This is a genomic window from Pseudomonas sp. B21-056, from assembly GCF_026016325.1.
Classification (GTDB): domain Bacteria; phylum Pseudomonadota; class Gammaproteobacteria; order Pseudomonadales; family Pseudomonadaceae; genus Aquipseudomonas.
This window is the reverse complement of record NZ_CP087203.1, coordinates 3,589,344-3,612,996: the sequence shown is the minus strand read 5'-3', so window position 1 is coordinate 3,612,996 and position 23,653 is coordinate 3,589,344. Positions and strand designations below refer to the sequence as shown.

At 60.7% G+C, this 23,653-nt stretch carries 20 protein-coding genes; 13 read left to right on the top strand and 7 right to left on the bottom strand.

The window, feature by feature from the left end; all coding sequences use genetic code 11:
- Positions 1 to 59 precede the first annotated feature (59 nt).
- The 3 genes from LOY67_RS15240 to LOY67_RS15230 all read left to right on the top strand — a co-directional run bounded on the left by LOY67_RS15240 (position 60) and on the right by LOY67_RS15230 (position 4,235).
- Entirely contained in the window at positions 60 to 1,496 is a 1,437-nt protein-coding gene (locus tag LOY67_RS15240) for an APC family permease (protein WP_265063276.1), read from the top strand.
- 47 nt (positions 1,497 to 1,543) lie between these two features.
- Positions 1,544 to 2,845, top strand: a complete 1,302-nt coding sequence (locus LOY67_RS15235) for an NAD(P)/FAD-dependent oxidoreductase (RefSeq protein WP_265063275.1) — start codon at positions 1,544 to 1,546, stop codon at positions 2,843 to 2,845.
- A 73-nt stretch (positions 2,846 to 2,918) separates the two neighbouring features.
- Entirely contained in the window at positions 2,919 to 4,235 is a 1,317-nt protein-coding gene (locus LOY67_RS15230; protein WP_265063274.1) for a hypothetical protein, read from the top strand.
- 91 nt (positions 4,236 to 4,326) lie between these two features.
- Here LOY67_RS15230 and LOY67_RS15225 read toward each other — a convergent pair whose 3' ends face one another.
- The 4 genes from LOY67_RS15225 to LOY67_RS15210 all read right to left on the bottom strand — a co-directional run bounded on the left by LOY67_RS15225 (position 4,327) and on the right by LOY67_RS15210 (position 7,153).
- Entirely contained in the window at positions 4,327 to 4,620 is a 294-nt protein-coding gene (locus tag LOY67_RS15225; protein WP_413776131.1) for a TetR/AcrR family transcriptional regulator, read from the bottom strand.
- A 168-nt stretch (positions 4,621 to 4,788) separates the two neighbouring features.
- Positions 4,789 to 5,325, bottom strand: coding sequence for a cupin domain-containing protein (locus tag LOY67_RS15220; RefSeq protein ID WP_265063273.1), 537 nt, complete (start codon positions 5,323 to 5,325; stop codon positions 4,789 to 4,791).
- A gap of 67 nt (positions 5,326 to 5,392) precedes the next feature.
- A complete protein-coding gene (locus tag LOY67_RS15215; protein WP_265063272.1) occupies positions 5,393 to 6,508 on the bottom strand; it encodes an alcohol dehydrogenase catalytic domain-containing protein in 1,116 nt (371 codons plus the stop codon).
- 63 nt (positions 6,509 to 6,571) lie between these two features.
- The gene (locus LOY67_RS15210) at positions 6,572 to 7,153 is read right to left on the bottom strand and encodes an amino acid synthesis family protein (RefSeq protein ID WP_265063271.1); all 582 of its coding nucleotides are present in this window, start codon (positions 7,151 to 7,153) and stop codon (positions 6,572 to 6,574) included.
- 125 nt (positions 7,154 to 7,278) lie between these two features.
- Between LOY67_RS15210 and LOY67_RS15205 the strand changes: the two genes are divergently transcribed.
- The 3 genes from LOY67_RS15205 to LOY67_RS15195 all read left to right on the top strand — a co-directional run bounded on the left by LOY67_RS15205 (position 7,279) and on the right by LOY67_RS15195 (position 10,485).
- A complete protein-coding gene (locus LOY67_RS15205) occupies positions 7,279 to 8,130 on the top strand; it encodes a fumarylacetoacetate hydrolase family protein (RefSeq protein ID WP_265063270.1) in 852 nt (283 codons plus the stop codon).
- A 40-nt stretch (positions 8,131 to 8,170) separates the two neighbouring features.
- Entirely contained in the window at positions 8,171 to 8,731 is a 561-nt protein-coding gene (locus LOY67_RS15200; protein ID WP_265063269.1) for a VOC family protein, read from the top strand.
- Between the two features lie 113 nt (positions 8,732 to 8,844).
- A complete protein-coding gene (locus LOY67_RS15195) occupies positions 8,845 to 10,485 on the top strand; it encodes a bifunctional 3-(3-hydroxy-phenyl)propionate/3-hydroxycinnamic acid hydroxylase (protein ID WP_265063268.1) in 1,641 nt (546 codons plus the stop codon).
- 77 nt (positions 10,486 to 10,562) lie between these two features.
- Here the strand turns inward: LOY67_RS15195 and LOY67_RS15190 are convergent, their stop codons facing one another.
- Complete coding sequence (locus tag LOY67_RS15190) at positions 10,563 to 11,249, bottom strand: GntR family transcriptional regulator (protein WP_265063267.1); 687 nt, start codon at positions 11,247 to 11,249, stop codon at positions 10,563 to 10,565.
- Positions 11,250 to 11,684: 435 nt separating this feature from the next.
- On the opposite strand from LOY67_RS15190, the gene LOY67_RS15185 reads away from it, so the two are divergent.
- The 5 genes from LOY67_RS15185 to LOY67_RS15165 all read left to right on the top strand — a co-directional run bounded on the left by LOY67_RS15185 (position 11,685) and on the right by LOY67_RS15165 (position 18,847).
- Positions 11,685 to 13,337: a DUF1302 domain-containing protein gene (locus LOY67_RS15185; protein ID WP_265063266.1), complete on the top strand. Its 1,653-nt coding sequence runs from the start codon at positions 11,685 to 11,687 to the stop codon at positions 13,335 to 13,337.
- 24 nt (positions 13,338 to 13,361) lie between these two features.
- Positions 13,362 to 14,714 (top strand): DUF1329 domain-containing protein, encoded by a 1,353-nt coding sequence (locus tag LOY67_RS15180; protein ID WP_265063265.1) that lies wholly within the window; start codon positions 13,362 to 13,364, stop codon positions 14,712 to 14,714.
- Between the two features lie 87 nt (positions 14,715 to 14,801).
- The gene (locus LOY67_RS15175) at positions 14,802 to 15,896 is read left to right on the top strand and encodes a WD40/YVTN/BNR-like repeat-containing protein (RefSeq protein ID WP_265063264.1); all 1,095 of its coding nucleotides are present in this window, start codon (positions 14,802 to 14,804) and stop codon (positions 15,894 to 15,896) included.
- Entirely contained in the window at positions 15,893 to 18,295 is a 2,403-nt protein-coding gene (locus LOY67_RS15170) for an efflux RND transporter permease subunit (RefSeq protein ID WP_265063263.1), read from the top strand. Before LOY67_RS15175 ends, LOY67_RS15170 begins: the two co-directional genes overlap by 4 nt.
- Positions 18,296 to 18,847 (top strand): NADPH-dependent FMN reductase, encoded by a 552-nt coding sequence (locus LOY67_RS15165; RefSeq protein WP_265063262.1) that lies wholly within the window; start codon positions 18,296 to 18,298, stop codon positions 18,845 to 18,847. It abuts the gene before it with no gap.
- Positions 18,848 to 18,862: 15 nt separating this feature from the next.
- On the opposite strand, the gene LOY67_RS15160 is transcribed toward LOY67_RS15165, so the two are convergent.
- Positions 18,863 to 19,765: a sugar phosphate isomerase/epimerase family protein gene (locus LOY67_RS15160; protein ID WP_265063261.1), complete on the bottom strand. Its 903-nt coding sequence runs from the start codon at positions 19,763 to 19,765 to the stop codon at positions 18,863 to 18,865.
- Positions 19,766 to 19,900: 135 nt separating this feature from the next.
- Between LOY67_RS15160 and LOY67_RS15155 the strand changes: the two genes are divergently transcribed.
- Both LOY67_RS15155 and LOY67_RS15150 read left to right on the top strand, forming a co-directional pair.
- On the top strand, positions 19,901 to 20,956 hold the full coding sequence (locus LOY67_RS15155; RefSeq protein WP_265063260.1) for a LacI family DNA-binding transcriptional regulator: 1,056 nt from the start codon (positions 19,901 to 19,903) through the stop codon (positions 20,954 to 20,956).
- A complete protein-coding gene (locus LOY67_RS15150; RefSeq protein WP_265063259.1) occupies positions 20,949 to 21,986 on the top strand; it encodes a hypothetical protein in 1,038 nt (345 codons plus the stop codon). Before LOY67_RS15155 ends, LOY67_RS15150 begins: the two co-directional genes overlap by 8 nt.
- A 90-nt stretch (positions 21,987 to 22,076) precedes the next feature.
- On the opposite strand, the gene LOY67_RS15145 is transcribed toward LOY67_RS15150, so the two are convergent.
- Positions 22,077 to 23,279 (bottom strand): NAD(P)/FAD-dependent oxidoreductase, encoded by a 1,203-nt coding sequence (locus LOY67_RS15145; protein WP_265063258.1) that lies wholly within the window; start codon positions 23,277 to 23,279, stop codon positions 22,077 to 22,079.
- Positions 23,280 to 23,653 lie beyond the last annotated feature (374 nt).

Sequence of the window (23,653 nt, the reverse complement as noted above, 5' to 3'; positions counted from 1 at the left end):
GTTCAGTGAAGGGGGCGTTAAATGGGCCATGCTTTTCTACTCGGCTGGAGCTTGTTCCCGTGGATACTCATAACAATACCGATGCCTCGGCATCCCACCTGCTAAAAACCTTGCGCTGGACAGATGCCTTCGCCTTGTCGATGGCCGTGTCAGGCTCGATTTTCGCCTCTTTCGGCTTCGCCCTCGGTGCCCTCGGACCGGTCGCGGCGTTGCTGCTCTGGGTCGGCTCCGCCGCCATCGGCGCCTGTCAGAACTGGATTTTCCTTGAAGTCAGCGCGATGTTCCCCGACAAACCCGGAGGCATCGCGATGATTGCCACCGAAGGCTGGCGCAAGCGCTGCGGGTGGGTCGGGCCGTTGGCGGCGTTCGGTTACTGGATGGGCTGGTCGGCCGTGCTGTCGATCATCGGCGTCAGCGCCGGGGCGCTGATACAGGCCCAGTGGTTTGCCGATCAGACCTGGAGCATTGATACCGGGCTATCGAGCATTGGCTTGCCACAGATGATCGGGGCGGTTCTGATCCTGATCTTCTGGCAGTTCAACCGCCGCGGGGTTCATCTGGCGGCGTCGGTTTCCAAATACATGGGGACATTGCTGCTGGTGCCGATCCTGGTCTTGGCGGTGGCTCCGCTGGTCGCCCATGACTGGAGCCTGGGACGATTCATCTCGGCCTGGCAGGTCCACAAACCCTTTGACTGGGAAACCCTGCGCACCACGTTGGTCTGGTTGTTCCTGATCAGTTGGAGCGCCTATGGCACCGAAATGTGCGCAGCCTTCGGCCCCGAGTACCGCAGTCAGCGGGACATGCGCCTGGCCCTGACCAGCTCGGGGCTTTACACCGTACTGGCCTTCGCGGCAGTGGCCTTGGGCCTTGGCGGTTTGGTGGACCCCCAGGCCGCCCTGGACAACCCCAGCGGTTTCTACATAGGCGCCTTTAATGCAGTACTCGGATCCGGCTGGAGCAGTTTCTTTGTCATCACTCTGCTGGTGGGCCTGTTCATGGCATTGAACGCAGCGCTGGCGGATGGCTCCCGGGCACTCTACGGCACAGCGCTGGAAGGCTTGACCATCAAGCAACTGGGAGTACTCAACAAGCATCAGGTGCCCGGGCGCTGCATGAGTGTGGCGGTGCTCCTGAACCTGGCGATGATCTTTTTCCTGTCCTCGCCCCTGGCCATCCTGGTGACGGCCAACATTGGCTACCTGGTCGCGATCTTTTTTGCACTCTCGGGGTTCCTCCTGCTGCGCAAGGACGCGCCGCAACACGCGCGTCCGGTACGCCTGGGGCGGTGCTGGACGCCCGTGGCCTGGTTGCTGAGCCTGTTTACCGCCGTTGTGGTCGTGGTAGGCGCGTTGTCAGCCGAACTGGCCGGGTACGGCGGTGTGAAGGAAGTGCTGATTGCCATCGCGGTACTCTTGGTTTCGCTGGTGCTCTACGCCTATCGGCGGCTGGTACAGGATCGTTCCTCCATGTCACCTCCGGTTTCCCAGCACTGAGCCCCGGCCAAGGGTTTTCAAACAATAAGAAAGCAAGAGGAACAACCATGCTGTCCGTTGAAACACCTACCACCTATTACACCGCCACTCGCAAGTACGATCTGAAATTTTCCGATCTGGAGCAGGACCTCGAAGCCGAAGTGGTCGTTATCGGTGGCGGCTTTTCCGGGATCAATACCGCGCTTGAGCTGGCCGAGCGTGGGGTGACGGACGTCGTGGTGCTGGAGTCCCGCTACCTGGGCTTTGGCGGTTCGGGGCGTAATGGCGGGCATGTCATGGCCGGCATCGGCCACGATCTGGAGAAAATCCGCAAGAGTGTCGGGGAGGAGGGGCTCCAGGCAATTTTCGAGATCAGCGACTTGGGGGCGTCCATCATCAAGCATCGTATCGAGCGTTATCAAATCGATGCGGACTTTCGCCATGGCTACGGCTACCTGGGTTTCAACCAGCGGCAAGGTAAGCTGCTGCAAGCCTGGGAAAAGGAATTCAAGCTGCTCAACCCGGACCATGAGATCGCGTACCTGGAAGGAGCCGAGGTCAGAAATATCGTCGGCTCCGATGTCTACAGCTGTGCCCTGAAGCATATGGGTAACGGGCATATCCATTCGTTGAACATGCTGCTCGGGGCGGCTCACGCGCTGGTGGGGCTGGGTGGGCGAATTTATGAAAACACCCCGGCGCTGGAGGTCACCTACGGCGAGACCATTACGATTCGCACCGCCAAAGGCTCGGTACGGGCGAAGAAGATCCTCTGGTCATGCGGTGCGTTTCTCGACCGCCTGGAGCCCGAGCTGCACAAGACGATGATCAGTACCTACGCCTTTCAGCTGGTGACCGAGCCGTTGCCCGTCGAGCTGATCGAGCAGATCAGCCCGATTCGTGGGGCCTTCAGTGATATCCGGCCGGTGATCGAGTACTACAGGGTCACCAACGAGAACCGCCTGTTGTTCGGTTCCGCCACGCGCTTGATCGAGCACATTCCGGGCGACCTCAAGGCCTGGAACCGCGCGCTGATGCTCAAGGTTTTTCCCTACCTTGCCCACGTCAAGATCGACCTAGCCTGGGGTGGCCCCATGGAGTGCAGTGCCAATCTCTTCCCGCAGATCGGCACTTTGCCAGGACGCGACAACGCTTATTTTGTCCAAGGCTATTCCGGCTTTGGCGTCACCCCCAGCCACGTGGTCAGTCACGTGATCGCCGATGGAATGACCCGTGGCTCGCGTCACTGGGATGTGATGAGTGCAATCCCCCGCGCGCGTATTCCCGGCAAGGAGCATTGGCGCAACCTGATCTGCACTCTTGGCAAGGCCAGTCATCAACTGGCGGGCTACCGCAACGGTCGCCGCTGATACCGCTTCATTCATGACCTGATCCGCTGCCTGACAGCGCCTTTTTTCTCCCTGATAAGCTGGAGTACGGCCGATGCTTGCCTGTAAAAAAACACTGGTTGCGTTTTCCCTCGGTTGCGTCTGCGTGCCTGCAATGGCCCAGCCGCTCTACAACGAAGACGGTACGCAAGTCGATGCACGTCTGTTGGCCCTGGCGGGTGCCTTCTATAGCCGCGAGAATTACTCACAATCAGGAACTCGTCGCGAAGGTTCCAGCCGCTGGCAGGAGGCGGCGTTGCAGTACGGTCTTGATGCACGCCATACCCTGGATGCCGGCTCGAAACTCTATGGGTCGCTGAACTGGGTCAGCAGCGCCACGTTCGGTGACGGTGACCCGGCCGGCTGGACCGCCGGGAGTGAGCGCACGACCAAAATCGAGGACGCCTATGCAGGCTGGCGCTCCGGTACGCTGTTCGATGCGCTGGGAGAGAACGGTGTGGATCTGTCGTTCGGTCGCCAGAACATCGTGATCGGTGACGGTTTCCTGGTCAGCGGCGACGCGCTGAACTTCGGCAAGGAGTTCGTGGGCGGCAAGGCCAACCGCGGCGGTGCGTACTACCTGAGCGCTCGCAAGGCCTTTGATCGTACTGCTGTACTGCGACTGGGTGGCCAAGAGGGATTGCGCAGTGACCTGATGTGGATCAAGTCCGATAACCCGGCACAATCGCGCCCGGAAATGGCGGTCGGCACGCTGGAGCATGTCAGCGAACTGGGCACTCTTGGCCTGACTTACCTGAAAGTCACTGACACCGACCAGACCCTGTCCGAACTATTGAATGCCAGGCGCAAGGGGATGCAGATTCACAGCGTGCGCGGCCAGGGGAACGCGGGTATCCCCGGGCTGTTCCTGGCCGGTGAGTACGCTTGGGAGCGCAAGGACGGGGCCCGGGAGAATGCCTGGTACCTTGAGGCCGGCTGGACCTTTGCCGACGTTGTCGGGACACCGTCGATCAACTACCGGTACAGCCGTTTTTCCGAGGGCTACGATCCTTTGTTCTATGGCAACGGACGGGCGCTTGGGACCTGGTTCCAGGGGGAGGTGGCGGCCAACTATGCCGGGCCGTTCAACAGCAACGCCGCCATTCAGCAGGTGGGGTTGAAGATATCCGCCGCTGAAGACATCAAGCTGGGAATGCTGCTTTATTCTTTCCGCACCCTGGACGACAGTCGTGTTCGGCTCGACGCCGACGAAGCGAACGTCTATGCCGAATGGGCGATCGACAAGCATTGGACTCTGATGCCATTGGCAGGTCTCTACAAGCCGAAGTACAGCGCAGCCGACGGTGGTGCACAGGTGGGCAACAGCCATACCAATCTCTATGGACAGGTATTGGTGGCCTGGTCGTTCTGAGGCATCGGTTTGTTGACGGGCAGGGCGGATCGAGTCGCAGATTGTGCAGCTATTGGACTGAAGCCATGGCAGCCAGATTCAAAACACTCGATCATTCGCGCCACCAGGTCAGCCCAGGCGTCATCGACGATGGGCTGCTCCGGTCGCCAGCCCGTCGAGGGGTCAGCTCGCGGACCAGCAGATGAAGTTCTTCGTAGAACTCGTCGATCAGGTCGAACAATAGCTGCTGCTTGCTGGGAAAGTAGTGATACAGCGAGGCCGGGGCGATACCAACGTGACGAGCCAGCTCGCGCATACCGACCTGGCCGAATCCCTTGCTGACGAAAAGCATCACGGCTTGCTCGCGGATTGCGTCGTACCCGCTGCGGTTCTCAGCGATAGACATGAAAGCCCCGACCGCTCTTTTTGCCCAGCAAACCGGCCGTGACGCTGGCCTGTTCCGGGGGCAGGGTGCCCTTGGCCACCTGTCGGTCCAGATTCTTGCGTCCCTGCACCGATAACTGCGATGTAATGCATGGTCATATTGGACCCTTGGAAATCCGCGAACGAGCGGTTAATCGCACTTCGCGCCGATCATCACAAACAGCGCACGGGCAATCCGGTCGCTTTTGTTACGCCAGGCATGCCGGGTTCCTTGCTGGATGACTACGTCGCCGGGCAGGATCCGTTTCTGTTCGCCATTGTCCAGTTCCAGCCAGAGTTCCCCCTCGAGGAGGATGCCGTAGTCGATGGTCGGGGTCGTGTGCATGCCCGGATGGTCGGGCTCGAAGCATTCGAACAGGCCGGGCAGGGCACCGCCCAGCTCTTCGAGCATCTGTGCGACATCGATGGGGTTCTGCATGACCGGGTCCGGCGGGAAGTCATAGATCGCCAGACTGGTTTCGCCCGGTCCAGGGACCAGCGGAGGGTATTCAAGGGTGGGATCTGTTTGCGTAGCCAACGATCCGATAGCCGTGCCGGTAGACCACAGATGCGCCATGGCATGGCCGGGAATCGACTCGAAGGCACGCGCGCGCGGTGCCGTTTCGTCGCTGATAAATACCGATTGGCCTGCACTGTCCAGCCCGGTGACAACTCTGCGAATCTTCATGACATTCCCTGAAATCGATGGGCGGGCATCACTGTGCCCGCCGTTGCGTGGACGGTTGCGATCAGCCTCAAGGGCAGATGACGTAGTTGCTGAAGCCACCGTTGCGATTTTCGATACCGGTAATCGCCTCGTTGACGGCTTCCAGGCTGAACGCGGTGTTCTCGAAGAAGGAAAGGTCCAGGGCGCCGGATTCCACCATGTCGGCCATGTCCTGCCCTTGTCCGGTGGTGAACCACGCGGAGCCGCTGATCTGGATGTCGTTGTCCATGATCCAGTGCAGATCGATGGGCACTTCGCCGGCAATCGCGCCGATGTTGATCAGGTGCCCACCGCGATGGATGGATTTGAGCGCTTGGGTCAGTGTCTCGTGTGGCGCCCCCGGGCCGAGGGCATCGATCACCACATCGACGCCTTCGCCCTGGGTGACTTCACTGACCCATTGCTGGGTGGGTGTCGTGCCCAGGGTATGGATTTCAATCCGGCCCGGGGCCGCGAGATCCTTCACGCGCTGGAACAGCTCCTGGTTCCTGGCGGTGCCGAGGATTTTCCGCACACCCATGGCCAGGGCAATGGCGACCGCTCCCAGGCCGAGTGTCCCGCTGATGCCGTTGATCAGGATGGTACTGCCCGGGCCGACATTGGCCTTGATCATCGCTTTGTAGGCGGTGCCCAGGTAGCCCAGTCGCGCGGCGGTCTCGAAGCTGAGGTTGTCGGGCAGTTTGACCAGGCTGTATTGCGGAGCCGGGATGTATTCGCACAGGCCGCCGTAGGGATAGTCTTCGAACATCCGCGGGCTTTTCGGGGTGAAACCGAAGTAACCATTGAAGGTGTAGGCGGAGCAGGCAATGGTGTTGCCCGCTCGGCAGGCCCGGCAGGAACCGCAGTGGCGTCCCGGATTGACATAGACCCGGTCACCGACCTTGAAGTCATACACCTGGGGACCGACTGCCTCGATGACTCCGGTAGGGTCCAGACCGAACGTGGCCGGTAATTTCGGCAGCGGATTGTGGGGGAACCACTTGACCCAGTTGGTCAGGATGTTATGCAGGTTCGGCACGATCCCGCAGGCCTTGATCTTGACCAGGACTTCGGTCGGACGAATCTGCGGGACGGGCAGGTGTTCGATGACCATGGGTTTGCCGCCTTCATACAGGCGTGCGGCGCGCATTGTGCTTGTCGTCATGATGTTCTCCGGCACTTGTCTTGTTTTTGTAGTGGAACGCAACCTCTTGTTGCTTCAGCCGCTCTAGCGCAAACCGTCCTCACCTTTTACATCCGCCGCCGCCAGGCCGCCCAGGCGTGCATGGATCCTGCCGCCGCTGGCCATGGCCAGGCCAAAGGCAATTTCGCCGCGACGAGGGCCATCCCACACGGTCATCTCGGCCACACCGAAATGGCTGCGCACATAAGCTGCCTGGATGTGCCCCAGCGGGATCATCACCCGGCAACCGGGGCCGCCGATGGTTTTACCCGCGGGAACGATGGCCTTCGGATTGCCCAGCGCTTCGCGCATGGCCCAGCCACCGGCCTCATGCCAGACCGCGCCATGCTCCAGCTCGCCGTCGTCGCCGACGATTGCGCCCTTGCCATACGCCTGCACGTTATCGACGCCTCCCAATGCATGGATCAGCCGTTCGGACAACTCGGCACCCAGGCCCCTCAATTGCTGCATGAACGGCAGCAGGTCCTCGACGTATCTGCCGGCATAGGGGTTGGCCACCACTGCAGTCGCGACTGCAATCCTCAGGGGTTGCGGGGAACGGGGACCACCCTCGTGGAAGACTTCTTCTATGTCCAGTTTGATCTTGCGAACCATCACCAGCGACATGCCTGACCTCCAGGAACCGTGAGCCTCAGTGGCTCGTTATTTTTTGAAGTGGTGTTTCGCATTATGCATTTAATGATGTATGGTGCAAGAACATTGTTTTTGTGCATAAAAACAGGAGGGGCAACATGAAGCTGATTTCGTACCGTAAAGAAGGAAAGGCTCACTTCGGCGTTCTGGTCGATGACGGCGTGGTCGAATTGACCCGCCGTTTCGAACAGGTGCCGGACCTCGCGTCTTTTCTGGCCGATCCGTCTTGTCTGGACCAGGCCCGGCAAGCGCTGGAAACCGCACAGGCTGACTACCCGTTTTCCAGCGTCCAGCTGGACGCGGTCATTCCCAACCCCGGCAAGGTCATCTGCGTTGGCATCAACTACGTCGCCCATGCCGAAGAAGCCGGCCGCAAGGTGGGTGAGTTCCCGGTGATTTTCCAGCGTTTCGCCGAGACCCTGCTTCCCCATGGCGAGGCGCTGGTCAGGCCCAGGGTGTCGGAGCAGTTCGACTTCGAAGCCGAACTGGCCGTGGTGATCGGCAAGGGTGGGGCGCATATCGATCCCGCCGATGCCATGGACCATGTCGCGGGTTACACCTGCTTCAACGACGCCAGCGTGCGCGACTGGCAGTTCCATACGCATCAGTACGGCATGGGCAAGACCTTCAGGAAAACCGGTGCGCTGGGTCCATGGCTGATTCCAGCGGCGCAGATTTCCGATTACCGTAGGCTGGTGGTGCGCGGTGTCCTCAACGGTGAACAACTGCAGGAAGGCAGCCTTTCAGAGCTGGCATTCGACATTCCGCATCTGATCGCCTACGTGTCGAAAGCCTTGCCATGGAACCCGGGGGACATTCTGGCAACGGGTACGCCAAGCGGTATCGGTTTCAAGCGAAAGCCACCGATTTTCCTCAAGCCCGGCGATGTATTCGAAGTGGTCATCACCGAGATCGGGACGCTATCGAACGGCGTGATTGACGAAGCCTGAGTGTTGCCCTCTACACAATCATAAAAACCGGAGGTTCCAGATGCCCGCATTACCGACTATCAACTTCACCCACACCGGCGTGTTTTGTGAAGACCTCGATCACATGGTCGATTTCTACTGCCGTACCCTGGGCTTCATCGTCAGCGACAAAGGCGTGGCGTCCACCGGGCACCGCCTGTTCTTCATGACGCAAAACCCTGAGGTGCATCATCAGGTGGTGCTGTTCGATGGCAAGCCCGTCGACCTGCCGTTCAACCCGATCAATCAGTTGTCGTTCCTGCTCAATTCGCTGGAGGATCTGCAAACCTACTACCGGTTCGCCAGGAACAGCGGCATCCAGGGGATTGGACAGGTCGACCATGGCAATGCCTGGTCCATCTATTTCAAGGACCCTGAAGGCAACCCGATCGAGATGTATGTCGACACGCCGTTCTATACCGCCCAGCCCTGCAAGGAGCCGCTCGATCTGGAGTTGCCCACCGAGGTCATCCTGGCCCAGACCGAGGCCATGTGCCTTCGTCGCCCGGGCTTCCAGACCCGTGAGCAATGGATGGCATCCATCCGGGCGAAAATCGAAGAGCAGCGGGTTCGCATCGCCTGATCAGGGCTGGGAACAGGACCGGCACCTGTTCCGTTCGCTGCAGATAAAGTCTGGTTGATGAACGCCTGCGTTGATCAACCGGCAATCGACAAGAACAAGAAGCGGAGTAGACGATGGACTACGATGTCATCATTGTTGGAATGGGGCCGGTGGGTGCGCTGTGCGCCAACCTGGCCGGCATGTGGGGGCTCCACGCCCTGGTGGTGGACAAGTCCGAGACGGTGTACGCCAACCCGCGGGCCATGGGGTTTGATCATGAGGTGATGCGTGTCCTGGGCAACATCGGCCTGGCGGATGACATCGCCGAATACGTCATGCCTTACCGTCCCTCGGAATACCGCACCACCGGTTCGCAGTTGATCAAGCGCATCGATGCCGCTCAACCGCCTTTTCCACTGGGTTGGGCGCCCAACTATGTCTTCTCGCAGCCTCCCGTAGAGCGGGCGCTCCGGGCCAGGATAGCCAGTTTCAAATCGGTCACCGTCGAGCTCGGCTCCGAAGTGCTGGCGGTGGACTCCAGCGAGTCCCATGCTGCGGTGCGCATCCGCGCCAAGGATGGCGTCGAGCGGAGCGTGACGGCGGCCCATGTACTGGCCTGCGACGGCGGGACCAGCCAGATCCGCAGCCGCCTGGGCTTGAAAATGGACGACCTGGCCTTCGACGAGCCGTGGCTGGTGGTCGATGTCATCCTCAATGAAGGCGCGGGCGAACACCTGCCTCAGACCAATGTGCAATTCTGCGAACTGGCCCGGCCGTGCACATTTGTGGTCGGTCCCGGTCGACATCGCCGCTGGGAGTTCATGATCAACCCGGATGAGCAGCCGTCGGAAATCTCCCAGCCGGACACCATCAGGAAACTGATCGCTCGCTGGTTGCCCGAGAGCGATTACCAACTCTGGCGAGCCTCGGCGTACCGCTTCCATGCCTTGATACTTGAACAGTGGCGGGCCGACCGGGTGTTCTTTCTCGGCGATGCGGCCCATATGACCCCGCCGTTCCTGGCGCAAGGCATGTGCCAGGGGATTCGTGACGCCTTGAACCTGGTCTGGAAACTGGCACTGGTCAAGGGCGGGCTGGCGGCCCCGGCGTTCCTGGACACCTACCAGACTGAACGTGTCCCCCATGTCCGCCAGACCACCCTGGCGGCCAAGGAATTTGGGGGTGTGATCTGTGAGCGTGACAAGGACCGGGCGGCGATACGGGATGCACGGTTGATCCAGCAGATGCAGGAGAACCCCGGCGGGATCATCCGTCAGTCGCTGATTCCGGGATTGACCGGAGGGTTTATCGGCCACGTCGCGCCGGCCGGCGAGTTGTTTGTGCAACCGATGGTTATCAACCATGCAGGCAAGCAGGCCTTGCTCGATGAGTTTACCGGTCAGTCGTTCCGCGTGGTCATTGCGCCGGGGTTCGATGCCAGCGCCTTGCTCCGCTGCCTGCGCAGCAGCCAGGCGCTCAAGGGGCTGCCGATTCATGTGGTGCGGCTGGTCGAACCAGGACAATCCGGGACGCGTACGGCCGATGATTACCAGGAAGTCGACGGCCTGTTGGCCCAATGGCTCGAGCGGCGCGGTTGCAATGTGGTGATCGTGCGACCGGACCACTACGTGTATGGCGGTGCGGTGACCGTGGCCTGGGCCATGGAACTGCTCGAAGGTATGGAACTGGCGCTTTGGGGCAGGCAGCCGGAACGGGCTTCAAAGCAACAGGGTGGCGACGAAACCATCAGGTTCGCCCAGGCGCTGAGCCAGTAAGAAAAAAGGCCCTTCGCTGCGCACTGTCCACGAAAGCAGTGCGCGGCGAAGGGCCTTTCCAGTAGCGCGTGACCGGTTTACTGAAGCGTGGCTTGCCGGCGCTCGATGGCCTCGACGATTCGTCCCAGGGTTTCCTGGATATGGTCGCGCAACAGGGTCACTGCTTTTTCACGATCGCGCCCCAACGCGGCTTCCATCAACTCCTGATGTTCATTGCCCTTGTGTCGCTGGGTGGTGCGCTGCTGGGCGGAAAAGCGTCGGTAGCGTTCGGCACGGTCGAACAACGAGTCGATCATCTTCAGCAGCAGCGGGGACGGGCAGGCTGCGAACAGCGCGAAGTGGAAAGCCTTGTGGCGTGCCGACCATTCGTCATCGAGCACCAGCACACCGCTGCCGAGTTTCTTCTCGATCAGGTTCAGGCGATGAAAAGCGCCCAGGACATCCGCTTCCCATTCATCGTCACCGTGCTGGATGGCATCACCCAGCGCCTCGCATTCCAGCAGGCAGCGCATGCGGGTGATGTCACGAAAGTCGCTGGCTGAAATAGGCGCGACCCTGAAACCTTTGTTATCGCTGGCTTCAACCACGCCATCCTGGGTCAGCCGATTGAGCGCTTCGCGAATCGGCGAGCTGCTGAGCCCGTAGGTCTTGGAAAGCTCAGCGACCTTGAGCTTCTCGCCTGGGGCCAGCTCACAGCAAACGATCGCTTTCTTCATCTTGGTCAACGCGACATCAATCAGCGGCGTGCCGGGGGAGAGGATCATGGTCGGAGTCATCCTGAAATTTGCACCAAACGGATTTTATGCGCAAAAACAAGTTTAGTGCAAAGGTTGCGTGTCGACCGATTTTTTCTCCTGGATCAATCAGGCAGCAAAGAACCCTGTGGGAGCGAGCCTGCTCGCGATAGCGGTGTGTCTGTTTGAGTAGATGTCAGGTGTGCCACCGCTTCGCGAGCAGGCTCGCTCCCACAGATGTTGTCCATGCCCTTTCCTTCATGCCCTGTGAAGCCGATGCAAATCCCGCGGCCGAATCCGCTTGACTTTGAATTTGTGCAGGATTAGTTTTTGTGCACAAAGTGTTTTTAAGTGTAGAAAAATATGTTTTGCGCATAATGATTGAGTGGAGTGGTACCTGCGTTATTCACGGCGAGCACCGTGGATGGATGACCTTTTACAAAAACAAGAAAACAGGAACATCTGATGAAAACAGCCAACCAGCGGTTCTGCCCGTTGCCGATGTCTGGCCTTGCCTGCGCCGTCGGCGCCACGGTAATGCTGAGCCTCTCAACGCAAGTCCATGCCTTCCAGATCGACACGGGTAATCCCGACCTTTCGGCGACCTGGGACAACACGATCAAATACAGTAACGCCTGGCGGGTGAACAAACTCGACCACAAGGTGGCCGCAGGGCCTGGAACCTCGAACAGCAACCCCAACCTGGACGATGGTGATCGCAATTTTGATCGCGGCCTCATCTCCAATCGCCTGGACATCCTGTCCGAGCTCGATATCAAGTACAAAGACGTCGGTGCACGCCTCAGCGCGGCGTCCTGGTACGACAGCGTCTACAACCAGCACAACGACAACGATTCGCCGGGTACCGCCAACTCCGTGAGTGTCGACCACGACGAGTTCACCAGCGACACCCGCCGGATTCACGGTCAGCGCACCGAAATCCTCGATGCCTTCGTCTATGGCGCCAGGGACATTGGCACCACCACGCTGTCCGGACGGCTCGGCCAGTTCACGCAGATCTACGGCGAAAGCCTGTTCTTCGGTGCCAACGGCATTGCCAACGCCCAGTCCACCGTCGACCTGGTCAAGCTGCAATCGGTACCCGGTTCGCAGTTCAAGGAAATCCTGATGCCCACCAAACAGGTGTCGGGCAACTGGCAGTTGAACGACACGGTGAGCGTTGGCGCCTACTACCAATTCGAATGGAACAAGACCCGTTTGCCCGCCGCAGGCAGCTATTTCAGCGGCGCGGATTTCGTTGGTGAAGGCGGGGAGCGCGTATTTTTCCCCACCGGCGAGTTGCATCATGGCAAGGATAAGGATGCCAGGGATTCCGGGCAGTTCGGTGCCCAGTTGAAGTTCGCCCTCGAAGACTGGGAGTTTGGTCTCTACGCCGCGAAGTATCACGAGAAGACCCCGGTGTTCTATTTCCGCCCGGCTGCGTTGGTACCCGGTGCGGACGATTCGTTCATCAACGTCTACCCCGAAGACATCAAGGTTTTCGGCGCGAGTTTCAGTACCCAGGTGGGTGAGAGCAACATCGCCGGTGAAACCTCGATCCGGCTCGATACGCCGTTGGCGGGCGTAGGCGGAACGATCATCACCGGGATGGATGCGGACAACGATTCCAACGCGGCGTACCCCATTGGCCGGTCGTGGCATGCCCAGGTGTCGATGATCAATGTCTATGGCGGCTCGGCGCTGTGGGACGGCGCGTCCCTGGTGGGCGAAGTGGCCTTCAACCGGCGGCTGAGTGTCACCAAAAATGCCGACCAGTTGGACCCCAACACCACTCGCGATGCGTTCGCCCTGCGTTTCACCTTTGAGCCGCAGTACTTCCAGGTCTTCCCTGGCATCGACGTGCAGACGCCGATCACTGTCGGCTACAACCCGTCCGGACGATCCTCCGTGACGCCCCAGGCGTTCGGCCCGGAACACGGCGGCGACCTGACGCTGGGCCTCAAGGCCGATTACAAGAAGCAGTGGTACGCCTCGCTGAGCTACACCAACTTTTTCGGTGAGGCCGGGCCGGTCATCAACTCCGCGAACTCATTCACCTATCAGCAAAACATGAAGGACCGGGACTTCGTGGCGTTCTCGATTCAGCGAACCTTTTAAGCAAAAAACAGGCGGGCCCTGATAATGACAAAAACAAAATTGCTGTTGCTGTCCACGCTGTCGATCTCCCTGTCCATCGGTACCGCATCGGCGGCGGTGAGCCCTGACGAGGCGGCGAAACTCAAGACCACCCTGACGCCCATGGGCGCCGAAAAAGCCGGGAATGCCGACGGCTCCATCCCGGCCTGGACCGGCGGTTTGACCAAGGACGTCGCCGGTGCCAAGTTCGGTGATGTACCGGCCGATCCGTTCCCAGGCGAAAAGCCGCTGTTGCAGATCACGGCAAAGAACGCTGCCCAATACGCGGACAAGCTGAGCGAGGGCACCAAGGCCCTGCTGGCCAAGTACCCCGATACCTTCCATCTCGATGTCTACCCGACCCACCGCAGCGCGGCGGCGCCGGACAGCGTCTATCAGAACACCTTCGCCAACGCCACTCGCTGCAAGACCACCAGCAATGGCTTGTCCGTCGAAGGTTGCTACGGCGGTATCCCGTTCCCGATACCGAAGACCGGCAACGAGGTGATCTGGAATTTCCTGCTGCGGGTCGAAGCCGAATCCATTCAGATGGGCTACTCCAACATCATTGGCAACAGCGACGGAACCCGGACGTTGGCCAGCCGAGGCGTGGAGAACTGGCAGTACCCGTATTACTACAAGGACGGTGCCGTGGATAAATGGTCGGGGGAGTATGCATTGTTGCGTTTCCTGACCAGCGAACCACCGTTCAAGGCCGGTGAGTCGCTGGTGACTCACGATGGCATCAACGCCGAGGAACCCCGGCAGGCCTGGCAGTACCTGGTGGGCCAGCGTCGCGTGCGCCGTGCGCCGACCGTCGGCTACGACACACCGGACTTCGTGGCGTCGGGGGCCAACTATTTCGATGAGGTACACGGTTTCATCGGTCACCCGGATCGTTACGACTGGAAACTGGTTGGCAAGAAAGAGCTGTACATCCCGTACAACGACAACAAGTTCCACGCCGAGAAACGCGACGACGTCTTCGTCGCCAACCACCTCAATCCGGACAAATTGCGCTGGGAACTGCACCGGGTCTGGGAGCTGGAAGCCACTGTTGCCCCGGGCAAGCGCCATGCGGTGCCCAAGCGTCGATTCTTCATTGACGAAGACAGCTGGACGATTGCCCTGGTGGATGGCTACGACGCCGAAGGCAAGTTGTGGCGGGTGTCCCAGGTGTTGCCGTTCGTGGTACCGACCATCCCCGCAGTGGTGGTCAAGCCGGTGGTCATCTACAACCTCCAGGCCAAGACCTACAGCGTGGTGCAGGGCCTGAACGGAGAAACCTACAGCGTTATTGCGCGCAAGCCGGAAAACTTCTTCACCGGCACGGCAGTGGCATCCGGATCGGTTCGCTGAGCCTCGCAGCAGCTTGCCAATACGTTTGTTTTTCTGGGAGCGGTGCCGGGTCGCCGCTTTCGTGAATGGCATCAACGAGGTCCAGATATGCGTACTTCATATACACGTCCCTTGACGGCATTCATTGCCGGTGCGTGGGTGGCGACGATGCTCTACGGCACGTCGGCCGTGGCGCAGACCAGTGGGTTGCCCGAGCAGCCGGCGATCCACAGTGCAATGGCCACGCAATCGGTCATGCTCAGCGTTGCCCGCGCAGGGCAGCGCCTGGTGGCGGTAGGCGAGCGCGGTTTCATTCTCGTCTCCGATGACAACGGTGGCCACTGGAAGCAGGTCGGTTCTCCGGTCAGCATGACACTGGTCAAGGTCCGCTTCATCGATGCCAATCTCGGTTGGGCGGTGGGGCATGCCGGCGCGGTCCTGCATAGCCGCGATGGCGGCCTGACGTGGGAGAAACAGCTCGACGGTGTCCAGGCAGCCCGGATAGAGCTGGACCAGACCTCCAGCGAAACCGGTGACGGCGCTGCGGAGCATCTGGAACAGGCCCGACAACTGGTGGAAGAGGGCCCGGACAAACCCTTTCTCGACGTACTGTTCCAGGACGCCCGTCATGGCTGGGTGGTGGGTGCTTATGGCCTGGCTTTTGTCACCCATGACGGCGGGGCCAGTTGGCAGTCGATCCGCTCCAGCCTCGACAACCCTTCCGGCCTGCATCTCTACAGCATTGAGCAGGCCGGGGCGGATGTCTTTATCGCCGGTGAGCAAGGGGTCCTGTTGCGCTCCAGCGATAAGGGCCAGACCTTCGAGCCGCTGACCTCACCCTATGAGGGCACCGTCTTCGGGCTGCAGGCCAGCGCGAAGCACTCGCTGCTGATGTTCGGCCTGCGGGGCAAGGCGTTTGAATCGACGGATCGCGGCGAGACCTGGCAGCGTCTCGACACCCTGGAGCCGGTGACACTGACCAGCGGCCTACGGCTGGAGGATGGTTCGGTTCTGTTGGCGGACGAATCGGGCAGGGTGCTGCGCTTTGCCGACGGCCATGACAAGGCGGTCACTGTGCCGATACCTCAACCGGGTTACTTCACCGGCATGGCGCAAGCAGCGAATGGTGAACTCATCATCAGCAGTTCGCGGGGCATGCTGTCGTCAGCTATCCAAGTGGAACCGTCGGAGCCACGACAATGAACAGCTTTACTCGCTCTGCCGAACATCAGCCCGATCTTGCATCGGCACCGTTCGACCCCGCTTCCGGCACCCTGGTCGAACGGATGTTGTTCAATCATCGCGGCATCGTCCTGGGCATCTGTGTGCTGCTCAGCCTGGTGTTCGGTTATCAGGCGCTGGGCCTGAAACTCAATGCTGCCTTCGAAAAAATGATCCCCACGGATCACCCCTATGTGCAGAACTACCTGAAGAATCGTGGCCAACTGGGGGAGGGTGGCAACACCCTGCGGATCGCGATCGAGGCCCGGCAAGGCGGTATTTTCGATGCCACCTACCTGGAGACGGTCAAGAAGATCAACGACGAGGTATTCCTGCTGCCGGGTGTCGATCGCTCCTATATGAAATCCCTGTGGACCCCGGCGACACGCTGGATCGGAGTGACCGAGGAAGGCTTCGACGGCGGGCCGGTGATTCCCGACGATTACGACGGCTCGGCCCGCAGCCTCGAGCAGGTGCGGCAGAACGTCGAAAGATCGGGTGAAGTCGGTCGGCTGGTGGCTGCCAATTTCAAGTCCAGCATCGTGCTGTTGCCGTTGCAGGAAAGTGCTTCGGAGGACGGCAAGCCTCTGGATTACAACGCACTGTCCAATCAGCTTGAACAGATCCGCGGCAAATACGAAACCGAGAACATCCGGATCCACATCACCGGTTTCGCCAAGGTCGTGGGCGACCTGATCGATGGCATGCGCCAGATGCAGCTGTTCTTCGCCGCGACGCTGGTGATCTGCGGGCTTGTGCTGTTCTGGTACACCCGCTGCGCACGCAGCACGGTGCTGGTGTTGTTGTGTTCGATCATTGCCGTGGTCTGGCTGCTGGGCTTGCTGCCCACCCTGGGGTTTGACCTGGACCCGTATTCGATCCTGGTCCCGTTCCTGGTGTTCGCCATTGGCTTGAGCCACGGCGCGCAGAAGATGAACGGCATCATGCAGGACATCGGACGCGGTGCGGACAAACGAGTTGCGGCACGTTTTACCTTCCGCCGGCTGTTCCTGACCGGGTTGATGGCGCTGGTCGCCGACGCGGTGGGGTTTGCGGTGCTGATGATCATCAAGATCCCGGTGATCCAGGACCTGGCCGTCACTGCAACCCTCGGTGTGCTGGCGCTGATCTTCACCAATCTGATTCTGTTGCCGATCCTGCTGTCGTACACCGGCGTCAGCAAGGTGGCGGCCCGGCGGGAAGCGGCCAATGAGCAGTTTTCCAGGCTGGAGGCCGGTCACGCCCGGCATCCGCTCTGGGCCTTCCTGGACCGTTTCACCGAGCGTAAATGGGCCGGTGGCGCGATCATCGTCGCGGTGCTGCTGGGGGCGGCGGGCTTTGCCATCAGCCTCCATGTCAAGATCGGCGACCTGAACCCCGGCGCGCCGGAGCTGCGTCCCGAGTCGCGCTACAACACCGACAACCGCTTCATGGTCAGCAACTTTTCCGCCAGCAGTGACAAGTATGTGGTGATGGTCAAAACGCCCCAGTACTACTGCGCCAACTACCAGACCCTGGTGTCGGTCGACGCATTGGAAGCGCAGCTCCAGCAATTGCCGGGGGTGGTGTCCACCACCTCCCTGGCAGCCCTCAGCAAGCAGGCTGCCGCCGGCATGAACGAAGGCAGCATGACCTGGTACGAGATACCGCGTAACCAGGGGCTGTTGAACGCGATCATCACCCGTGCGCCACGGGAACTGTTCAACCAGAACTGTGACCTGCTGACGGTGTATGTCTATCTCTCCGATCACAAGGCCGACACCCTGACCCGCGTGGTACAGGCCGTCGAGCAGTTCGCGGCGACCCATGACAGCGATCAGATCCAGTTCCTGAATGCGGCAGGTAATGCCGGGATCGAGGCCGCCACCAATATCGTCGTGAAGCGTTCGAACGTGCAGATGCTGTTCATGGTGTATGCGGCGGTCATTGCCCTTTGCTTCATCACGTTCAGGTCCTGGCGTGCCGTGGTGTGTACCGTGCTGCCGTTGATGCTGACGTCGGTGCTGTGTGAGGCCCTGATGGTCGGGCTCAACATCGGCGTCAAAGTCGCGACCCTGCCGGTGATTGCCTTGGGTGTGGGCATCGGCGTGGACTATGCGCTGTACATTCTGAGTGTGACACTCACACACCTGCGCAGCGGCGCCAGCCTGTCGAGCGCCTATTACCTGGCGCTGCTGTCGACCGGCAAGGTCGTGGTGATGACCGGGATCACCCTGGGCGTGGCCGTGACCACCTGGGTACTGTCGCCGATCAAATTCCAGGCCGACATGGGCATCCTGCTGGGCTTCATGTTCGTCTGGAACATGGTGGGGGCGCTGATCCTGGTACCCGCGCTGGCCCATTTCCTTCTCAAACCCAAACCGCAGACGGTGAGCCTCTAGATGACCTCGACGATCAATCTCCTCGGCCTGTCGGGCAGCCTGCGTCAGCAGTCGGCCCATACGGCGATCCTGAACACGGTGGCCGAACGGCTGGCCGGACCGGTTCGACTGACGCTTCATGGGCTGGAAAACATCCCGCCCTACAACGAGGACCACGACGGCGTGCACGCCCCAGCGGCGGTGGTCGGCCTGCGCGCGGCCGTGGCCCAGGCCGACGGAATCCTGATCGGTTCACCGGAATACAATCACGGGATGTCAGGCGTGCTGAAGAATGCTCTGGACTGGTTGTCGCGCCCGCACGGGAAGTCGGTCCTGACAGGGCGACCGGTATTGTGTTTCACCGCTTCGCCCGCGTTTACCGGCGGGGTACGGGCGCATCAGCAACTCAATGAAACGCTTTGGGCGATCCAGGCGGCGATGGTGACCTACCCGCAGATTGTCATCGGCGGGGTGGCCGCAAAGATAGCGCACGGGCGCCTGGTAGATACTGCCGCCTGCACGTTCCTGATGGACGGGGTCGGTGCGTTGATCGAGCAGGCGGGGCAGGCCTAGTGGCCTGTGTGGCCACTAGTAGAAGTACTTGTCGACGTAAGACTGGATTTCCTTGCGCATGAACCGACCGGATTCGTCCGCCCGTTCTTCCCAGCCGAACACGCAGGCGGTGACGATGCCGTCGAAGCCGGTCTTGGCCAGTTCACTGAAGAACAGGTCCCAGTCGATCTCGCCCTGATGCATGTCCATGTGCTGATGCACGGTGACTTTCGCCCCGGGCGGGTTGACGATGTAGCGCAGGCCCGACGAGGCCTTGTGGTTATAGGTGTCGGCAATGTGCACGTGGGCGATCATTGACCCTGCCTCGGCGATCATGGCTTTCATGTCGTCGCCGAAATAGAAGGTGTGCGGCGTGCAGTACAGAAACTTCACGTTGTCCGAGCCGATGGTCTTGAGCATGTCTAGGGCCGGGTGCAGGGTTTCGCACCAGTCCTCCGGGTGGGGTTCGACGTTCAGGGTGACCCCCTCGGCTTCGAGGATCGGCACCAGCTCTTCCATCGAACGCCACCAGGCCGCTTCGCTGGATTCATGGCTGTGCAGCCCGCCGCAGCAACTGACCTTGTGTCCGCGGTCGGGAGAAGGCCCGCGACCGAACTCCGAGTTCATCGTGGTGCAGCCCATCTCCACGGCGATGTGAATCGCCTCCTTCCAGTAGTTCACCGCCGCACGGCGCTCGTCTTCGTGAGGGCTGGCCCAGCGGTACATCGGCAGCAACGAGGCCAGTTGCAGATCGTGCTCGCGCAGGGCTTTCTTGAACTCGGCGATACGTTCCTTGTGGGCACGAGGACGCACCCACCAGGGCAGGAAGTCCTCGCGCGGTGACAGCTCCAGGTACTCGTAGCCGAGTTCGGCGGTCTTGCGGCATAGCTCGGGCAAACTCAGATGGCGGTGCATGTAGGGGTCGAGGGCGATTTTCATCTTTACTCCGGCGTTGTTGTTCTGGGGACAGGCCTTGCGTTCGAGCTGATGCTAGTGCGTAGCCGGGGAGGCGGCCATGGAAGGGTGGCTTAATCTGTCAAAACCTCTCATGATGCTGAAAGGAGGTGTCAAGACATGTCAGAACAGCCACGACGCAAATTGCGCCCGACCATGGCCGACGTCGCCCGTGAAGCCGGGGTCAGCCTGTCGACAGTGGACCGGGTGCTGAACCTGCGCGCCGATGTGCGGGCCGACACTGCCCAGCGCATTGCCGCGGCCGCCGCACGCTTGGGTTTCCACGCCAAGGGTGTTATCGAACAGCGGCTGCACACGGATCGTCCCACCTTGCGCCTGGGGTTCCTGTTGCAGAAAAGCGGTGTGCCTTTTTATCAAGGCCTGGCGCACGCGCTGTCGAATGCCGCCGCCACCTGCACGCGAGCGCGGATTCGTGTGGTCATTGGTTATCTGGATGACCTCGACCCGGTCACGGTGGCGCAGCGCATCCTGGCGTTGCGTGATCAGGTGGATGGCCTGGGGGTGGTGGCGGTGGACCATCCCAAGGTGCGAGATGCGGTTGCGCAGTTGCGCGAAGCCGATGTTGCGGTCGTGGCGCTGTTGTCCGCGTTATCCGGTACGACGGGTACAGGTTATGCGGGGCTCGACAATCGACTCGCGGGGCGCACGGCCGGCTGGTTCATCAGCCGTCTGGCCGATCGGCCCGGGACTGCGGCGGTGATGCTCAGCAGTCAACGTTTCCAATGCCAGGAGCTGCGTGAACTGAGCTTCCGTAGCTATCTGGCGGAGCATTCCAGCGAATGGGAGCTGCTCGCCTCGCGCCTGACCCTGGAAGACGATGAATTCGCTTACGGCAACACCCTCGATCTGCTCACGGCAGAACCTGATCTTGTCGGCCTGTACGTGGCGGGAGGCGGTATCGGCGGGATGTTGCGAGCCTTGCGTGACCTGAAGGATCGTCAACTTCGACTGCCGGTGGTGGTGTGCCATGAACTGACTCCGCTGACGCGCGACGCATTGAAGACCGGGCTGGTGCAGGCGGTGCTGTCTCATCCTGTCGTTACGCTGGCGGACCAGGCTGTCGATGCACTGGTCGAAGCGCTCACGGTATCTCCATCGGAGGCAGCGCTGAGCCGGGTGGTGTCGCTGCAGATTGACGTGCCGGAGAGTGTCTGAGCCAACGCTGCACATGGGCGAAGTGGAATTGCTCATGGAAAAGCGCCATCATTTCGCCTCTATTGGTATCAACGACAGGGATGACATGCAAATCGACAATCTGAAGCGCTTTCTCGATGCCGGGATGACGTTCTCCATAGGTGAGTCCACCACGCCCCACACCGCCAATGATTTCTGGCAGTGGGCTTTCTCCAATATGAATGTGCCCGTATTACGGGGCGTGCTGATCGAGTACCTGGTGGCAAAGAAGTTGATTGCCCACTGCGACGACATCGTCGGCGATACGGTACGGGCGCTGACCACCTATACCCCGCGCAAAGGCGACCTGACCCACAGCATTGAAAAACACTACAAGGTGCAGCCTCACGGCGATGTGTTCGATCTGCAGCTGACCTGGGGGGTGACCCTGGAAATCAAGAGCACGGCGTCACCGGACACCTGGCGACTGAACAAGACCTGTCGGTGGAACATCATCCACGACAAGAATCTCAAGGAGGCAGTATTTCCTGCCCAGTTCTACATTCTTGCGCAGATGGGGCCGGCGGTGAATTTCAGCGACAGTGCACTGGACCTGGGTGCCATTGTTTTCCATGTGCGTACCGGTGAGGAGCTGGATGCACTGGCCGCGGGGCAACAGTCAGTGGGATTCTCCAAATTCGTGGGCGCCGAAAACAAGCGCCGCAGTTGCAGCTATGACGAGTTGCCTGCCGTGCTGCTGGCGTTGCAGACGCAACGTCTGCTTCGTATCCGGAAGAAGCTGCGTCCGGACTGGAAGCTGGCCCCTCTGGAGCGCGGGGACAACAACTTCCTGCCGTTGGCTGTGGAGCAGGCTGGCCAGGTGGACGCGTGGTGGTATTGGCAGGTTGAGGTGGGCGGCAAATGGACCGCCGTGCCAATCGAGCCGATCCCGTCGCCCTGGTTGCCGGATGAGACGCCCGACTGGCGGGACTGGGAAGCGGCGGGTTTTGCTTTTGTTCCTGAGGTCGTGGCTTTGGTGGATGAGTCTGTCAGTCACCTCGGTGTTGGCTGACAAAAAACACCCGCCTAACCATCAATGGCGGGTGTCTGGGAAAGACCGGCTCAGAAAGGAGGGGATCTGGCCGGGACTAGAGAAGTGGAATCACGCCACCGGAATCGATGGGTCCGCCGATGCCAGGGCTGCTGCGCGGTCGGCGGCAGGCGGGTAGATCCAGATCGAGTTGATCTGGTTCTTGAGGCTCTTGGCTTCCTGGCCCACCAGTTTGAGCTGGCGATCCCAACCTTCGGTGTACACCGCGCCCCAGGCGCCCAGGTCCAGGCAGGTCACGTACTTGGGCTGGCTGTAGGGCATCGGTGTCACGCCCAGCAGGTCGGCGGCGACGTTGTTGCCGGCGTAGCGCCCCAGGGCGATGGCGTGCTGGCAGGACATCGCCGCATAGTTGCCCACGGTGTCGGTGGCGGCATAGGCCACGTCACCGGCGGCGAAGATGTGGTCCTGGCCCAATACCTTCAGATTGCCGTCGACGTGCAAGCGGCCCTGGCGATCGCGGGTGCCGGGTACGTGTTCGGTCAATGGGCTGGCGCGGAAACCCACGGTCCAGATCACGGTCTTCGACTCGATGCGCTGGCCGTCCGACAGAGTCAGGCCACCGGCGTCCACCGAATCGACCGAGGCGTTGAGGATCCATTCGATGCCCAGGTGAGCGGATGCTTCGATCAGGGAAGGGCGGATGCCTACGCCCAGGGAAGCACCGATCTCTGGTGCGCGGTCGACGACGATGACGCGGATATTGGCCTGTTCGCCCAGGGCGGCACGCAGGCGGGCGGGCATCTCGGTTGCGGTTTCGATCCCGGTAAAGCCACCGCCGGCCACCACTACGGTGTTGCGGGCTGGGCTGTCCGGCAGGTTGCCGAGGGACTTGATGTGAGCTTCGAGGCGGGTTGCCTGTTCGATTTCATCGACGTCGAAGGCATGTTCGACCACACCCTTGAAGTCAGCGCGCATCAATTGGCTGCCGGCGGCGAGCACCAAGCGATCATAGTTCAGCGTGCCATGGGCACCGGAGGCGTTGCGATAGCCCACTTGCTTGAGATCGGCATCGACGCTCTCGGCCGAGCCCTGCACGAAATTCACCCCGACCGCGTTGAACAGATCGTCCAGCGGGGCCTTCATCGTATGGACGTCCGGCTCGTAGAAACGCGGCCGGATCCGCAGTTCCGCCTGGGGCGCCAGGACAGTAATCTGCACATCGTTGCGATCATGCTGGTCTAACAGACGGGCCGCGCTCAAAGCGCTCCACAACCCGCCGAAACCTGCGCCAACTACCAGAATATGCTGTTTCATGATGTGCTCCCGAAGACAAAATCGATACGTTGAATTGTTCAGCTGTTTCAGCGTGACCGTGTCGCGAAGTACCCGAAAGTGCGTGGCTTCATGCATTCAGCTTCGGTTCGCTGTAGGAAATGGTATGCGTCGGCTCGGCGTCCGACACTTCTACATAAGGTCAGCGGGGACATGTCTGGGTATGAAGGATCTATACGAAGGTGTTAGAGCCACGGATGCACCGCATCCCTTGTGGGAGCGAGCCTGCTCGCGATGACGGCGGCACATCCAGCACCGATGCAAACTGACCCACCGAAATCGCGAGCAAGCTCGCTCCCACAGGGGGGTCACGCTTGACGCAGTGTTTGTGCACGACGCCGTACTTGTGGGAGCGA

What these genes read in the sequence shown, in the direction of transcription:
- LOY67_RS15160 (WP_265063261.1), bottom strand. Translation starts at nt 19,765, where the DNA reads ATGAAAATCGCCCTCGACCCCTACATGCACCGCCATCTGAGTTTGCCC.
- LOY67_RS15195 (WP_265063268.1), top strand. Translation starts at nt 8,845, where the DNA reads ATGGACTACGATGTCATCATTGTTGGAATGGGGCCGGTGGGTGCGCTG.
- LOY67_RS15220 (WP_265063273.1), bottom strand. Translation starts at nt 5,325, where the DNA reads ATGAAGATTCGCAGAGTTGTCACCGGGCTGGACAGTGCAGGCCAATCG.
- LOY67_RS15145 (WP_265063258.1), bottom strand. Translation starts at nt 23,279, where the DNA reads ATGAAACAGCATATTCTGGTAGTTGGCGCAGGTTTCGGCGGGTTGTGG.
- LOY67_RS15225 (WP_413776131.1), bottom strand. Translation starts at nt 4,620, where the DNA reads ATGTCTATCGCTGAGAACCGCAGCGGGTACGACGCAATCCGCGAGCAA.
- LOY67_RS15190 (WP_265063267.1), bottom strand. Translation starts at nt 11,249, where the DNA reads ATGATCCTCTCCCCCGGCACGCCGCTGATTGATGTCGCGTTGACCAAG.
- LOY67_RS15210 (WP_265063271.1), bottom strand. Translation starts at nt 7,153, where the DNA reads ATGTCGCTGGTGATGGTTCGCAAGATCAAACTGGACATAGAAGAAGTC.
- LOY67_RS15200 (WP_265063269.1), top strand. Translation starts at nt 8,171, where the DNA reads ATGCCCGCATTACCGACTATCAACTTCACCCACACCGGCGTGTTTTGT.
- LOY67_RS15180 (WP_265063265.1), top strand. Translation starts at nt 13,362, where the DNA reads ATGACAAAAACAAAATTGCTGTTGCTGTCCACGCTGTCGATCTCCCTG.
- LOY67_RS15170 (WP_265063263.1), top strand. Translation starts at nt 15,893, where the DNA reads ATGAACAGCTTTACTCGCTCTGCCGAACATCAGCCCGATCTTGCATCG.
- LOY67_RS15205 (WP_265063270.1), top strand. Translation starts at nt 7,279, where the DNA reads ATGAAGCTGATTTCGTACCGTAAAGAAGGAAAGGCTCACTTCGGCGTT.
- LOY67_RS15175 (WP_265063264.1), top strand. Translation starts at nt 14,802, where the DNA reads ATGCGTACTTCATATACACGTCCCTTGACGGCATTCATTGCCGGTGCG.
- LOY67_RS15215 (WP_265063272.1), bottom strand. Translation starts at nt 6,508, where the DNA reads ATGACGACAAGCACAATGCGCGCCGCACGCCTGTATGAAGGCGGCAAA.
- LOY67_RS15230 (WP_265063274.1), top strand. Translation starts at nt 2,919, where the DNA reads ATGCTTGCCTGTAAAAAAACACTGGTTGCGTTTTCCCTCGGTTGCGTC.
- LOY67_RS15185 (WP_265063266.1), top strand. Translation starts at nt 11,685, where the DNA reads ATGAAAACAGCCAACCAGCGGTTCTGCCCGTTGCCGATGTCTGGCCTT.
- LOY67_RS15155 (WP_265063260.1), top strand. Translation starts at nt 19,901, where the DNA reads ATGTCAGAACAGCCACGACGCAAATTGCGCCCGACCATGGCCGACGTC.
- LOY67_RS15235 (WP_265063275.1), top strand. Translation starts at nt 1,544, where the DNA reads ATGCTGTCCGTTGAAACACCTACCACCTATTACACCGCCACTCGCAAG.
- LOY67_RS15165 (WP_265063262.1), top strand. Translation starts at nt 18,296, where the DNA reads ATGACCTCGACGATCAATCTCCTCGGCCTGTCGGGCAGCCTGCGTCAG.